Genomic DNA, 15,060 nt, shown 5'->3' on the forward strand with positions numbered 1-15,060 from the left:
GCTAGTTCTCCTTTCGCATCATGTTGTTAGGGTAGACCGGTTTGTTCAATTTAAACTGTACAATTTGAAGTGGATGTCTTGCTGCATCCAATTCATTACCTTTATCATCCCAGATTTTATCAATAACATGGGTAAAGTTTTCAATTTCAGGTCCGAAAAATTCCACTTCTTCCCCTGGTTTAAAATGATTCCGTTGTTGAAGGGTAACCATGTTAGTTTCTTCGTTATAATCAAGGACAAGGCCTACAAACTCAAAATTTGTCTTCTTGCTATGATTACCAAACATTTGCTCTTTATACCCGGGAACACCTTCAAAAAATGCTGATGCAGTTTCCCGATTGGCACATTTGTCTAGTTCCAGTAGCCAGTCTTTCTGGATCACAAAATTCTCTGGGTCTGCGCAATAAGCATCAATGACTTTCCGATAAACACTGACAACAGTTGCAATATAATGAATCGATTTCATGCGGCCTTCGATTTTTAAGCTGTCGATTCCTAGCTCGATCATTTTTGGAATGGATTGAATTAAATTTAGATCCATGGGACTCATGGCAAACGGATCGTCATTATCTCCGTGAAAGGCCACTTCATTTTGGTTATCTTCAAGCTTATATAGATCATAATTCCAACGGCATGACTGACAGCAGCCACCGCGGTTGGAATCCCGCGCTGTCATATGATTACTTAACGTACAGCGTCCGGAATAAGCGATACACATTGCACCATGAACAAAGGTTTCAATCTCAACATCGACCTTTTCCTTCATTTCTCTGATTTCTTCCGCGCCTACCTCACGGGCTAATACAACACGTTCTGCACCAGATTCCTTCCAAAACTGGGCAGTTTGCCAATTCGTAATAGATTGCTGGGTACTGATATGGATTTCAATCTCTGGTGCAAGTCGGCGGCAAGTTTCAATAATAAGTGGATCGGCGACAATAATTCCTGCAATCCCTGACTCTTTCAAGCCTTGAATGTATGTCTCTAGGCCGGCAATATTTTCATTGTGAGCAAAAATGTTTGTGGTCACATAAATTTTAGCTCCGTATTTCTTAGCAAACTCCACTCCTTCTTTCATTTCTTCGAAGGTAAAGTTATCTGCGTTTGAACGAAGGCCATATTCTTGGCCACCGATAAAAACAGCATCTGCACCATAATGGACAGCAATTTTTAATTTTTCAAGATTACCTGCGGGAGCAAGGAGTTCCGGCTTCTTGACAATGACACGTTTTCCATCGATAATTTCAGAAATCTTATCTTTAACGGTATTCACGATTTTGAACTCCTCCCTTAATATACTGTCTCTTTAAAATAGAACCCTGTATCTAATGGACGATTGGCTGGCTGGATTTCCTCAATAGCAGCTAATAATTCATCCTTTTGTTCATCATATAGATCAGGATCTTCGAAAAATAAATCAATCGCTTTGCGATAGAGTTTCGTTACAGCAAGAATATATTCTGAGCTCTTCAAGATTCCGTCAATTTTAAACGAATCAACATTAGCTTCTAACATCTCCTGAAGCTCATCAATGATGCAAATATCATTAGGACTCATAATATGTGTTCCATTTGCATCTTCAAAAACAGGATATTTATTACTGCGTTCTTTATCGTGTAAGAACATATTCTTTTGCATTTTACGATTTTCTATTTCCATGACTTTTCCTTGATACTCAAAATAGTTACCAAGCAGTGAGCGTTTTGATTGGAACATACAGCTCATTCCATGAACCTGTACCTCAATCTCCACTTCCGTATTCTCTTTTATCTCAACAATCGCATCCATGTTGATTTCACGTGCTAAAACGGATCTTTTTGCCCCTTTTTTGCCCCAATAGTTGCACGAAAACCAATTCGTACCGAGAGTTTCCGTACTCCAATGAAGCTTCATCTCCGGAGCACTTTCTCTTGCGGTCATTAAAACGGCAGGATCACCAAAGATAATGGCATCAGCATTAGCAGACGCTGCAAATTGAAGATAATCGGCGAGTTTCTCCATTTTTTCATTATGAAAAATCCCATTCATTGCCACATAAACTTTTTTCCCTTTGCTATGAGCTAACTCAATCGCCTTTTTAACATCTTCACGGTTGAATTCACCGGCAAGTCGTAATCCAAACTGCTGCTCACCGACTACGAATGCGTCAGCACCCGCTTCAGATAATGGCAAGATGTCATTGATAGTCACTGGTGTTACAAGTAATTCCGGCTTTTTCATATCCTCTCACCTCTTCGTTTACTTATCGCAACCCCATCCCCAACAGGTAGAATGACGGAGTTAAAATCTGGATGATTTAATAACCAATGGTTAAATTCATCAATCTTTTTAACGAGATTGCGGATTCTTTTTGATTCAATTATGGGTTCAGCGACAAGGCCTTTAAACAAAACATTATCGGTAATAATCATTCCATCAGTTGTTAAGTATTTTGAATAGATTTCAAAAAACTTTTTATACTGACCTTTCGCTGCATCAATAAAAATCGCATCAAAAGGGGCATGTCCACTTACGGCTTCCTCAACCTCTAGTGCATCCCCTTTGATCAACGTGATCTGATTCCTATGTTCAGAACGGCTGATAAACTGTTCAGCCACATCTATACGTTCCATATCGCGCTCGATTGTAATGATTTGGGCATTTGGGAGCGCTTCTGCCATTCGTAAAGCAGAGTAACCAATCGCGGTTCCCACCTCAAGTATTTTCTCTGATTCGTGAATTCGTAATAATTGCAGCATGGTTTCTATGCCTGCCAGCTCCATAATAGGAACATTATGAACACTTGCGTAGTTCTCCATTTCTGTTAACAATAGATTACGCTCCGAAATCAGACCTTCAATATAAGAATGCAGCTTCTCATTTAACAAGCTGCCCTCACCTCTATCCCTATTAAGAATTGCGTAAGCAGCGCACAATTCACTAAGTCAAATACTTTTATTATCTCTGTAGATCATACTATTTAGACATGAAAAAATAGCGTTCACAGTAATCTTTGGCATTAACGGTTAAAATCCGATATAATGCGTTGCAGGCAGCTGCGGCCAGGTTACCTTACTGTGAGTTACGCTATAGATCATTTTATTAAAACACTTGAACTATTTTATCATAAATCACTCTCGGATTTCAATAGAAAAACGGAGGAATGCTAACATTTCCCCCGTTAAGTATTATTTTTTGCCGGTAATATGCTTTGCTTTTTCCTTATTATGCTCTTCCAATGTTTTTGTAAAAATAACATCACCAGCAGGTGTCGCTAGGAAATAGTAATAACCAGTTTTCTCTGGCTCAAGTGATGCTTCAATCGAAGCTTTTCCAGCATTGGCGATTGGTCCTGGTGGAAGACCAGTATTTTTATAAGTGTTATATGGTGAATCAACTTCTAAATCCTCATATAATACCCTTTCCTTGTGTTTTCCTTGAGCATAGAGAACGGTTGGATCGGTTTGGAGCATCATCCCTATTTTCATCCGATTGTAAAAAACACTCGCAATCGTTTTACGATCAGCCTTTTCAGTCGCTTCCTCTTCAACCAAGGAGGCCATTGTTAACAATTGATGGACGGAAAGGTTTTTCTTCTTACTTTCTTCTGAATAAGCTGATACTACTTTTCGTGTTTGATTTAACATGGCAGTTACCATTTCCTCAACAGAGGGATTCTGTTTATAAAAAGGATAGGTTGCCGGGTATAAATAACCTTCTAGAGGATATTTTACCGATGAATTTAAGATTTCCTCTGTTAATATATCCGGATATTTAGCCATAAGGGTTTTAATAAATTCGATGTTGTTTAATTTATTAAGCACATCTTCTTGTTTTTGTTTTGTTGCTTTCGCCATCATCGCTGCAATTTCTTCGAGTTGCTTTCCTTCAGGAATGGTAAGTTTGAAACTGGCTTTTGCCAATACCTTACCCGTTTTCAAACGGCTTACGATTTCAGGAACATCCATAGAAGGGCTTAATTGATACTCCCCTGCCATAAACCCGCCTTCATTCTTTAGTTTTACATAATATTTAAATACTTTGGCACTTTTTATAATGCCATGTGATTGTAAAGTTTCACCAATCCCCGTCACTGATGAACCTATCGGTATATCCACTTTTTTTAGTGTCTTACTTTCTGCATCAACAGGTTTGAGGGCTGAATCTATGTACAAATATCCACCACCACTAATTAAGACGATTAATAATAGCAATAAAATTGAAATAACTAAAACAATCTTTCTGACAACTTTTGCTTCGTTTTGATGTTCAAGCATTTTTTTACGGATTATATCTTTTTTGTCTGTTGTCATTTGACTCCCCCTTCCCAAACGACCAATGGGACTCTCTTGTTTTGTAAACTACTAAATCAGTAAGATAAAAAAATATACATCTTAATTATTTCAGCACATAGTAAGAAAAATGTCAATTTAACAATAAATTTGTCGGATTTATTGAGTCAACTACACAAAAAAACCGGCCATTAAAAATCAGCCGGTTTCATGTTTTATTCTTCTTCTGCCTCTTGATCTTCATTGAAGGTATTGAATACTTCTTCAATCATGTCCCATTCCTCGTCGGTTTCAATTTGCATTAACGGGCCATAGCCGCCGTCTTCTGTAGGAATATAGGCATAGACATGAATATCTACATCTTCTTCCTCATCATCAAAAGAACCTACGGGATAAAAAAATACATAAGATTTTTCGAACTCATCGGAATCAAAAGTAAAAAGTACTTCATGTAATTGTTCGTTACCATTTTCATCTACTAGGGTAATAAATTGTTCTTCATCATGTTCTGTTTCGTGATCGTGTGCCATTCTTTCACCTCATTAATTTTTGCTATCCAGATAGCCTTGCAGAATCATCACTGCAGCCATCTTATCAATTACTTTCTTACGTTTCTTTCGACTTACATCAGCTTCAAGTAACACGCGCTCCGCTGCCATTGTTGTTAGACGCTCATCCCAAAGGACAGTTGGCACTGCAAATTGATTTTCAATTTCTCTTGCAAATTGCATACTCGCTTCTGCACGCGGTCCAATCGTCCCGTTCATGTTCTTAGGCAGACCAATGACAACTGTATCTACTTGATACTCTTTTATTAATTGACCAATTTCCTCAAAACCAAACACATTTTTTTCTTCATTGATTTTGAGAGTCGTGAGGCCCTGGGCAGTCCAGCCAAATTCATCGCTTAACGCAACACCGACTGTCTTACTGCCTACATCTAAACCCAATACGCGCATTCATTAACCCTCTCGCTGTTGTTTAAGATAGGATTTAACCAATTCCTCAATAATTTCATCACGTTCAAGCTTGCGAATTATATTGCGGGCATCACGATGACGAGGAATATAGGCAGGATCCCCTGATAAAAGATAACCAACGATTTGGTTGATCGGATTATAGCCCTTTTCCTGCAAAGCTTCATACACTTGAAGAAGAACATCATTTATATCGTGTTCAAATGGTTCTTCAGGAAAATTAAATCGCATCGTTTTGTCAAATGAGCTCATTGCATGCACCTCGCTTTTTATTTGAGGAAAATTATACTAATTAACTTCATTTTACACTACTTTGTCCTATTATCAAATGGATTTTACCCATTCCTCTACAAACTGAAGCGCAGCTTCCAGCTTTTCAGGATCTTTACCGCCAGCCTGAGCCATGTCAGGACGACCGCCGCCGCCGCCGCCGCAACGAGAAGCGACTTCTTTGATTAACTTGCCTGCATGATACCCTTTTTCAATTAAATCCTTGGTAACTGCTGCAATTAAATTAACCTTACCTTCATGGGCGCTACCTAGAACAATCACAACAGAGCCGAGTTTTTGCTTCAAATCATCTGCCATATTTCTCAGGTTAGTCATATCAGCACCTTGAACATTTGCCGCCAGCACTGTTACTCCATCAATTTCTTTCGCCTTTGATACGAGGTTTCCAGCTTCGATATTTCCAAGCTTCGTTGCAAGCGATTCGTTTTCTCTGTGAAGTTGTTTGATTTCTAGCATTAAACTATCAATTCGGTTAACAATTTCTTTAGGATTGGTTTTTAGTTTTTCAGCAGCATCCTTTAATAAGCTCACCTGCTCATTTAATGACTTGTAGGCCGATTCACCTGTTACTGCTTCAATCCTTCTCGTACCGGCACCAATTCCGCCTTCAGAGATAATTTTAAATAACCCAATCACAGATGTATTTGGAACATGACAGCCGCCGCAAAGTTCAAGGCTGTAGTCGCCAACTCTTACGACACGGACAATATCGCCGTATTTTTCGCCAAAAAGAGCCATTGCTCCCATTGCTTTGGCTTCAGCAATTGGCTTTAAACTAATATTGAGCTCAATATTTCTCCAAATCTTTTCATTGACGATTTTTTCAACTTGTTCAAGCTCTTCTGGTTTAATTTGACCAAAATGCGAAAAGTCAAAGCGAAGACGATCTGGTTCAACTAGTGAACCCGCTTGATTTACATGTTCGCCAAGAACATCTTTTAAAGCTTGGTGTAACAAATGGGTAGCTGTATGATTTTTAATAATCTTGACACGGTTTTCGGCATCAACTTCAGCCTTCACCTTGTCGTTTGTCTTTACTGTTCCCGATTTTATGATGACTTGATGAAGGTTTTGGCCATTTGGTGCTTTTTGAACGTCCTTAACAGTGACGCTCGTTCCAATACTTTCGATTGACCCACGGTCAGCAATTTGACCGCCGCTCTCTGCATAGAAAGGTGTCACATCTAAAATTAATTGTACTTCCTCACCAGTTGATGCCGATTCAACAAGTTCACCATTTTTAATAATAGCTGCCACAGTAGAATTAGTTTGAAGTTCGTCGTAGCCAACGAATTTACTTTCGACCTTCACATCTCGAAGGACTCCGCCTTGAACCTGCATGGAATCGACATCTTGTCTTGCGGCACGGGCACGTTCACGCTGCTGCTCCATTTCTACCTCAAAGCCTGCATGGTCCACTTTCATTCCTTCTTCTTCAGCGTATTCCTCCGTTAATTCTACAGGGAATCCGTATGTGTCATAAAGTCGGAAAATATCAGTACCCGTAATGGTATCACTGCCCATTTCTTTTTCCCTTTTGATCACATTACCAAGAATCGCTAGGCCTTCATGAAGGGTTTCATGGAAGCGTTCTTCCTCACTTTTGATCACTTTTTGAATAAAATCGGTTTTGTCCTTTACTTCCGGATAGAAATCTTCCATAATTTCGCCTACAACTGGCACGAGCTCATACATGAATGGACGGTTAATATTAATTTGTTTGGCATACCGAACAGCTCTGCGAAGGAGACGGCGAAGCACATATCCGCGCCCTTCGTTTGATGGAAGTGCTCCATCGCCGACAGCAAAGGCAACGGTACGAATATGGTCGGCAATGACTTTAAAAGCCACATCTGTTTCTTTGTTTTGACCGTATTTTTCACCGGAAATTTCTTCTGTTGCGCGAATGATTGGGATAAATAAATCTGTATCAAAATTGGTAGGGACATTTTGAACAACAGAAGCCATCCGTTCTAATCCCATTCCGGTATCTATATTTTTCTTTGGCAGCGGTGTATAGGTGCCATCTGGATTATGATTGAATTGAGAAAACACTAGGTTCCAAACTTCAAGATAACGGTCATTTTCACCACCAGGATAAAGCTCAGGGTCAGTTGGGTCGTTACCATACTCTGGACCGCGGTCATAGAAAATTTCTGTATTCGGGCCGCTTGGACCTTCCCCTATATCCCAGAAGTTCCCTTCAAGACGAATAATACGTTCTTCAGGCAGACCAATGGTGTTATGCCAAATATCATAAGCCTCATTGTCCTCAGGATGGATGGTAACTGAAAGAAGTTCTGGATTCCAGCCAATCCATTTTTCAGACGTTAAGAATTCCCATGCCCACTCAATCGCTTCCACTTTAAAATATTCACCAATCGAAAAGTTACCAAGCATTTCAAAGAATGTATGGTGACGAGCTGTTTTCCCGACATTTTCAATATCGTTGGTTCTGATGGATTTCTGTGCATTGGTAATTCTCGGATTTTCGGGAACCACCCGACCATCAAAATATTTCTTTAACGTTGCCACCCCACTGTTGATCCATAATAGTGAGGGATCATCATGCGGCACAAGTGATGCACTGGGTTCAATCGTATGACCCTTTTCTTTACTAAAAAACTCCAAAAACATCGAACGAATTTGTGAACCTGTTAAATTTTTCATAGTATTAGACCTCCCTAATTTATAAAGCGCAAGGGCGCTGGAACTAGAATGTATGTAAAAAAGCATACAAAAAAGCCCTCATCCCAAAAACAGGGACGAGAGCTTATCTCGCGGTACCACCCTGATTACGGATACAAAAACGTATCCATCTCTCATTAAACCCTTAACGCAGGCATACGGCAGTGGTTAGCTGCACTCCGGATTAGCTTTCTGCCGTCCTTCATCTAGAGCTTCTTTCAGCCGGGGAAGCTCCTCTCTTCAACGTAAATACGTTACAGATGGTCTACAACATACTTGATCCTTCAACATTTTCATACAATTATTCTATACCACGAATTATATCCACCTTAAAAAAGTTTGTCAATTAATCTTCAACTAATGTAGGTGGTTCTTTTGTTTTCCGTCGGATAAAATGACTTTTCGCGTGAACAATCGCAACTTTTATCACCACAAGGACCGGTACTGCTAAAATAAGTCCCAGGATTCCACCAACTTCTCCCCCAGTAGTTAATGCGATCATAATAATTAACGGATGCATATGAAGACTTTTTCCAACAATTAAGGGGGACAAGATGTTGCCTTCTAAAAATTGAAGGCCAAAAACAATGACTAAGGTAATCACTACTAATTTTACTGACGATGTGGCTGCAATGATTACTGCTGGAACTGCCCCAATAATCGGACCAAAATAGGGAATGACATTGGTGATCCCTACGATAAGGCCTAGTATTAACGGGTACTTTAAATGAAATAACCAAAACAGAAGCGCTGAAACACTTCCTATGATGATACAGACTAAGAGTTGTCCCCTAATATAGCTGCCTAGGGATTCATCCACATCTTTTAGGAAGAGTGTCCCCTTTTTCCGCCAATTTTTAGGTGTTATATACCAAAATGTTCGTTTAATCAATGGAAAATCCTTTAACATATAAAAGGCAATGAAGGGAATGATCATCATGATTAATGCTGAATTTAGAAGCTTCAATAATAGATTGACGATAACTGTCAAGAGGGAATCTAACTTTTTTTCAAAGGCATCAATTCCATCATCTATTTTCGTTTGTAAACCGTCAGGCCATTCTCTCGTGTTTGATTCAAGCTTAGTAATCCAACCTTTATATTGTTCTGCTAAAACGGGGGCACTGTCGGAAAGATCTTTTATTTGGTCGATCATTGCTGGAACCCCTTTATAAAGGCCAAATCCGATTCCTCCAAAGAATAAAATATAAATTAGAAAAATAGCTAGCCCCCGGTGCAGACCTTTTTGATGTAATTTTTCCACAATCGGATGAAGCAAATAGGTTATAAATCCACCAATGGCAAAGGGGAGCAAAATAATAACAACCACCCTTAAGAAAGGCAGCCATACAAAACGGATTTTCAGAAAAACATAAATGGCAATTAATAAAAGGAGTATAAAACCGATGCGGTAATACCATTTCATTCGAATTTCCACGTTCCATAGCCTCCTTCTGGTTAGTGTTAGAGACACTTGGGTGAATTATACATTTGATTATTTTGCATTAAAAATCCCCCTCAAGTTCGAGGGGGATTCTGTTTTAAAAAATCGCACGTTTTACTTTCTTTGTCATTCTTTTCATATTTCGGGCTGACATCATATTATTTCTTGAGGCCACATTATAGGCAGCCATCCCAGCACCAAAAGCAATCATCGTCGTCATCATTTTATTCATACGTTTCACCTCTTTATTAGACGTTAATTAAGTTTAAACCTATAACTTTGATAACGATCTAACTCAAGCTTGCCGCTTTTCTATGTTAAATGGTGTAACGACGCTCTTCTTCTTCAAACAAATCATCTAAGGAACTTAGTGACCCGTCTTCTTCGACTTGATGGGTATTGATTATGCCTTGGTTTACTGAAAGTTCGATAAAGCAACTCCAACAATAATATTGGTTGATACCAATCTTACCGATATCCTTGCTTTGACAATTGGGACACTTAAACATGGAAAGACACCTCACGTATTATTTACGTCAACGATAATGGCATCCTTTCCGATTGCTAAGGGCTTTTCGGATTGAATGACTTGTTTGCCTTCCGTAAGTTCCGAAAAGAAGCCATCCGTGATTTCGTACCCTATAATAGTGCCCAATTCTTCCTGGAAATATACATCTTTTAACAATCCAAGCGATTCCCCACTCTTAGAAAGCATCATCATCCCATTTAGAGAATGTTGATGTGTAAGTGTATATTCCGGATCATCTTTCAGTTTTACCAAATGGCCGTTATCCTCAATCATGATTCCATCCAAACCGAAGGAAGCCACTTTCTCGATGTCCAGAAAAAAGGATTGTTTGAAAAAAACGCCTTTTTTTATCAGTAAGCCGTTTACCTTACCGTTGCTGGAGATACATAAATCACAAACTTCACCAATTTTTTGGCCGCTTTTTGTATTAAAAACAGGCTGTCCTTTTAGTAAAGAAAATGTCCGCAAAGAGTGTCCCACCTCCTGTGAACATTTATAGTATTAGTCAATTACCATAAAATCATAAGGTGAAAGGTTTTCCATGCCAATCATTGGATCTTCATGAATGAATTGTTCCTCGTAGGATAATTCCTCGGTAGGATTTTTACTTTCCGTTGGATTAACAACGACTGATTCCTGGTGGTTTACTCCAGCCTTTGGTGGTACTGCAATCGATTCTTGGAGCTTGAGACAGAGGGTAGTTTGCCTGGAGAGTTCATCCGCTCTTTCTACGCCCATTTTAAGTGCATCGACTTCGCCGCACAGAATTAACGATTGTTTACTTCTAGTAATTGCCGTATAAATTAAATTTCTACGTAACATCCGATAATAACTTCTTGTAATCGGCAGGACAACAATCGGAAATTCACTCCCCTGAGATTTATGAACGGAACAACAATAGGCATGCGTAATTTGATTTAAGTCCTGCTTAGTGTATTCGACTTCATTTCCTTCAAAGGAAATATATATCATATCCTGCTTTTCGGTATTTTCCTTTGCATAAATAATCGAGATAATTTCTCCAATATCTCCGTTAAAGACATTACTTTCAGGTTGGTTGACAAGCTGCAGCACCTTATCACCGATGCGATATTTCACCTCTCCAAAAGCAATTTCCTTCCGCCTGCCGTCGGGGTTTGGATTAAATATTTCTTGCAGCAGTACATTTAAACGGTCAATTCCGGCAGGCCCTCTATACATCGGTGCCAATACTTGAATATCCTTAGCGGAATACCCTTTATTCTTTGCATTAAGGGCTACTTTTTCAACAACCTGGGAAACCTGAGCTGTTGAACATTTGATAAACGTCCGGTCGGCTTGCTTCATCGTAATATCCGCAGGTAAATATCCCTTTTTGATTTCATGGGCAAGTTCAATAATCGACGAACCTTCTGCCTGGCGATAAATATCAGTTAAGCGAACCGTTGGAATCCGTTCAGATTCCAGCATATCCTTTAACACCTGTCCTGGCCCTACCGACGGCAATTGATCCTCATCCCCCACCAGAATAACTTGAATATTTTCAGGGAGAGCCTTAAATAGTTGGTTGGCAAGCCAGATATCAAGCATCGAGGTTTCGTCGACAATAATAATTTTTCCCTCAAGCGGGCTGCGATCATCATGGTCAAATCCTTCCTGACCATTTAATCCAAGCAGCCGATGAATGGTTACTGCCGGAAGTCCTGTCGATTCACTCATTCTTTTAGCCGCTCTACCAGTTGGTGCAGCAAGCAAGAATGGGAATGGCTCCCCTTTTTTATGGTAATCCTTTGGCTCTAAGGAACAGCCGTGCAATTCAGCATAAAGCTCAACAATCCCTTTGATAACGGTCGTTTTCCCTGTCCCGGGTCCACCGGTTAAGATCAACATTGGCGACATTAACGCTGTTTGGATGGCTTCTCGCTGCGAGGGTGCATATTGGACCTCAAGCCGTTCCTCTAAACTGCCTAACGATAACAGAAATTCAGATTCTGGAAATTGGTCTTTATATTCGGTTTGCTCAAGAATGCGATGGATATTCGTCACAAGCCCCTTTTCAGCAAAAAATAATGAAGGCATGTAAACGCGTTTTTCTTCACCCATTAATTTGCCCTCTTCTTGGAGCTTAATGACCTCATTGGATATATCCTGATAGTCAATTTGATCACGCTTATTATCTTCTAAGAGTGCTTTTACTTGCTCCAATAAGTCCTCTGCATTGAGGTAAACATGCCCATTTTGGATGCTTTCGTTCTCAAGTATGTAAAGACAGGCTGCTTTGATCCGGTCAGGATGGTTTCCTGAAATACCGAGCTGGTAGCCAAGTTCATCGGCCCGGCCAAAACCAATTCCTTCGATATCCTCTACCAATTGATAGGGATTTTTCTGTAATATTCCGAGCGTTTCGTCTTTATAGGCTTGATAAATCCGCATCGAAATCTGCGGTCCAAATCCATATTGATTTAAGGCAACCATCACTTGCTCAAGTCCTTGATGCTCCATCAAGGTATCATAAAGTGATTTTGCTTTTTCCGGAGGGAGCTTCGGAATGGTGTCAAGCAATGACGGCTGACTGAGAATTTTAGAAATGGCATCTTCACCTAAGGTTTCGACAATACTTTCAGCCGTCTTTTTCCCAATCCCTTTAAACATTTCCCCAGACAAATAGTTGATAACCCCCTGTTTCGTTTGGGGCATGTCCTTTCGGAAATGATTGGTGTGAAATTGAAGACCAAACTTTGGGTGATCCTTGAATTCCCCGAAAAAAATATAGGTTTCTTGTTCATGTATTTTTGGAAAATAACCAGTGACCACTGCTTCTTTGTCCTCATATGGATGATTGGTTTCATCGACTCTTATTCGTAAAACAGTGTAAAGGTTTTGTTCATTGTGAAAAATAGTTACAATTGGTCTGCCCTTTACGAATTTTCCTTGTTCTTCAAATAAATCCAATGTATCTTGCTTCTCCATTTAACTCCCTCCCTTCTGAAAAAATAAGAATAGTTATTGATTACTTTCTAATAGGTTTTTTGCGTGACCTGCAAGTAAATGGTCAGGTTGAATATCGAGGGCTTTATTGAACATTTCGATTGCTTTCGCTGCGTTTTCTTGGAACGCATAGGTAACACCTAAATTATAATAGGCATCCGAATGTTCTGGGTCCAACTCAATACATTTTTCAAATTGAATCACTGCTTCCGCGATTAATTCTAACTGGGCAAGACATAATCCATACTGAAACCGTGCTTCCGCATCCGCTTCATTTAATTCGACGCTTCTTTGTAAATAGGGAAGCGCAAATTTCCCTTGGTTCAACTGAACAAGAGTCAGTCCCAACATGAAGTAATTGTCACTTGATTGCAGACCTTTTTTCATAGCTGTCTCAAACATATTCTTGGCTTCGTTGAAAAGGTCCTTACTAAATAACAAGGTTCCAATACTATAATAAGCCGCCGCAGCGTTTTCATCTATTTCAATTGCTTTTTGATAAAAATTAAGCGCCTTTTCGTCGTCGCCAACAGCAGAAAGCACATTGCCGAAATTAATATAGGCAACAGGGTCGTTTGGGTTTTCTTGAATGGCTTCATTAAAGGCTTTCGCAGCCTCCTCCAGGTTGCCATCCTGCATGTATTGCACACCTAATTGGTTTTTATCCATTTATTTCAGCTCCAATCCTAAGTGAAAGTATATCATATTTTATTTAAAAATAACCTTTAACAAAAAAACCTGACTCCACTTGAGGAATCAGGCTCACTACTATCCGACATACGTTAAACGTTCACCATTTTTAAAAACTTTATCGATAGTTCCTCCACCGAGACATTCATCGCCATTGTAAAAAACAACAGCTTGTCCTGGCGTGATGGCACGAATTGGTTCATCGAAAATAACTTCCACTTGATCATCTTCCAACAAACGAACAGTCACTTTATTGTCATCCTGACGATAGCGGAATTTTGCGGTACATTTGAATTCAGCTGGTTTTTCCCGGTCTGAAACCCAGCTAACGTCCACTGCGGTAATGGAGTCTGAATATAATTTTTCATGATGAAAACCTTGGCCTACATAAAGAACATTTCTTTCTAAGTCCTTACCGATAGCAAACCACGGTTCACCCGAACCACCAATCCCTAGTCCATGACGCTGGCCAATCGTATGATACATCAGCCCTTCGTGTTTGCCTTTAACTACACCATCGAACGTCTCCATATTCCCAGGCTGGGCTGGCAAATATTGACCTAAGAAATCTTTAAAGTTTCGTTCCCCGATAAAACAAATCCCCGTGCTATCTTTCTTTGTAGCCGTGGCAAGATTTGCTTCTTTCGCAATTTCACGCACTTTTGGTTTCTCTAGATTCCCAATCGGGAACATCACTTTACTAAGCTGTTCCTGCGATAACTGGTTCAAGAAATACGTTTGGTCCTTATTATCGTCAAGTCCGCGAAGCATTTTATATTCTCCATCACGATATTCAACTTGAGCATAGTGACCTGTTGCCAAATAGTCCGCACCTAAATTCATGGCATGTTCGAGGAACGCTTTAAATTTAATTTCCTTATTACACATGACATCTGGATTAGGGGTCCTGCCTGCTTTATATTCTTCAAGGAAATAGGTAAATACCTTGTCCCAATATTGTTTTTCAAAATTAACTGCATAGTATGGAATGCCGATTTGATTACAAACACGAATTACATCCTCATAATCTTCTGTTGCCGTACAAAAACCGGTATCGTCTGTGTCATCCCAGTTTTTCATAAAAATGCCGATGACATCGTAGCCTTGTTGCTTTAACAAAAGTGCTGCCACGGAAGAATCTACTCCCCCAGACATTCCAACAACAACCCTTGTATTTTTTGGATCTTTTCTCTCCATTGTATT

General features: G+C 39.6%; 15 protein-coding genes and 1 other annotated feature. All 15 genes read right to left on the reverse strand.

What is annotated here, in order from left to right; translation table 11 throughout:
* Position 1: 1 nt before the first annotated feature.
* The 15 genes from BDR01S_RS05370 to mnmA all read right to left on the reverse strand — a co-directional run bounded on the left by BDR01S_RS05370 (position 2) and on the right by mnmA (position 15,054).
* Entirely contained in the window at positions 2-1,273 is a 1,272-nt protein-coding gene (locus BDR01S_RS05370) for a peptidase U32 family protein (protein ID WP_066257773.1), read from the reverse strand.
* 17 nt (positions 1,274-1,290) lie between these two features.
* A complete protein-coding gene (locus BDR01S_RS05375) occupies positions 1,291-2,220 on the reverse strand; it encodes a peptidase U32 family protein (protein WP_066257775.1) in 930 nt (309 codons plus the stop codon).
* Positions 2,217-2,867, reverse strand: coding sequence for an O-methyltransferase (locus BDR01S_RS05380; protein WP_066257777.1), 651 nt, complete (start codon positions 2,865-2,867; stop codon positions 2,217-2,219). Before BDR01S_RS05380 ends, BDR01S_RS05375 begins: the two co-directional genes overlap by 4 nt.
* A gap of 300 nt (positions 2,868-3,167) precedes the next feature.
* Entirely contained in the window at positions 3,168-4,292 is a 1,125-nt protein-coding gene (mltG, locus tag BDR01S_RS05385) for an endolytic transglycosylase MltG (RefSeq protein ID WP_066257781.1), read from the reverse strand.
* A gap of 194 nt (positions 4,293-4,486) precedes the next feature.
* Positions 4,487-4,801 (reverse strand): DUF1292 domain-containing protein, encoded by a 315-nt coding sequence (locus BDR01S_RS05390; protein WP_066257783.1) that lies wholly within the window; start codon positions 4,799-4,801, stop codon positions 4,487-4,489.
* A gap of 12 nt (positions 4,802-4,813) precedes the next feature.
* Entirely contained in the window at positions 4,814-5,230 is a 417-nt protein-coding gene (ruvX, locus tag BDR01S_RS05395) for a Holliday junction resolvase RuvX (protein WP_066257785.1), read from the reverse strand.
* 3 nt (positions 5,231-5,233) lie between these two features.
* Complete coding sequence (locus tag BDR01S_RS05400) at positions 5,234-5,500, reverse strand: IreB family regulatory phosphoprotein (protein ID WP_066257787.1); 267 nt, start codon at positions 5,498-5,500, stop codon at positions 5,234-5,236.
* 72 nt (positions 5,501-5,572) lie between these two features.
* Positions 5,573-8,209 carry an alanine--tRNA ligase gene (gene alaS / locus BDR01S_RS05405; RefSeq protein ID WP_066257789.1) on the reverse strand — a complete coding sequence of 879 codons (2,637 nt, stop codon included), beginning with the start codon at positions 8,207-8,209 and terminating at the stop codon, positions 5,573-5,575.
* Between the two features lie 88 nt (positions 8,210-8,297).
* Positions 8,298-8,524: a binding site (T-box leader), on the reverse strand.
* A 49-nt stretch (positions 8,525-8,573) separates the two neighbouring features.
* Complete coding sequence (locus tag BDR01S_RS05410; protein ID WP_066257791.1) at positions 8,574-9,665, reverse strand: AI-2E family transporter; 1,092 nt, start codon at positions 9,663-9,665, stop codon at positions 8,574-8,576.
* A gap of 103 nt (positions 9,666-9,768) precedes the next feature.
* On the reverse strand, positions 9,769-9,903 hold the full coding sequence (locus BDR01S_RS24775) for a YrzQ family protein (protein ID WP_082797309.1): 135 nt from the start codon (positions 9,901-9,903) through the stop codon (positions 9,769-9,771).
* Positions 9,904-9,988: 85 nt separating this feature from the next.
* Positions 9,989-10,180: a YrzR-like zinc ribbon domain gene (locus BDR01S_RS05415; protein WP_066257793.1), complete on the reverse strand. Its 192-nt coding sequence runs from the start codon at positions 10,178-10,180 to the stop codon at positions 9,989-9,991.
* Between the two features lie 11 nt (positions 10,181-10,191).
* Positions 10,192-10,668 carry a PRC-barrel domain-containing protein gene (locus BDR01S_RS05420; RefSeq protein ID WP_066257797.1) on the reverse strand — a complete coding sequence of 159 codons (477 nt, stop codon included), beginning with the start codon at positions 10,666-10,668 and terminating at the stop codon, positions 10,192-10,194.
* A gap of 33 nt (positions 10,669-10,701) precedes the next feature.
* Positions 10,702-13,149 carry an SF1B family DNA helicase RecD2 gene (recD2, locus tag BDR01S_RS05425; RefSeq protein ID WP_066257799.1) on the reverse strand — a complete coding sequence of 816 codons (2,448 nt, stop codon included), beginning with the start codon at positions 13,147-13,149 and terminating at the stop codon, positions 10,702-10,704.
* 33 nt (positions 13,150-13,182) lie between these two features.
* Positions 13,183-13,836: a tetratricopeptide repeat protein gene (locus BDR01S_RS05430; RefSeq protein WP_066257802.1), complete on the reverse strand. Its 654-nt coding sequence runs from the start codon at positions 13,834-13,836 to the stop codon at positions 13,183-13,185.
* 99 nt (positions 13,837-13,935) lie between these two features.
* Positions 13,936-15,054 (reverse strand): tRNA 2-thiouridine(34) synthase MnmA, encoded by a 1,119-nt coding sequence (gene mnmA / locus BDR01S_RS05435; protein WP_066257805.1) that lies wholly within the window; start codon positions 15,052-15,054, stop codon positions 13,936-13,938.
* Between the last annotated feature and the right edge of the window lie 6 nt (positions 15,055-15,060).

Source organism: Neobacillus drentensis NBRC 102427, from assembly GCF_001591445.1.
GTDB lineage: Bacteria > Bacillota > Bacilli > Bacillales > Cytobacillaceae > Neobacillus > Neobacillus drentensis.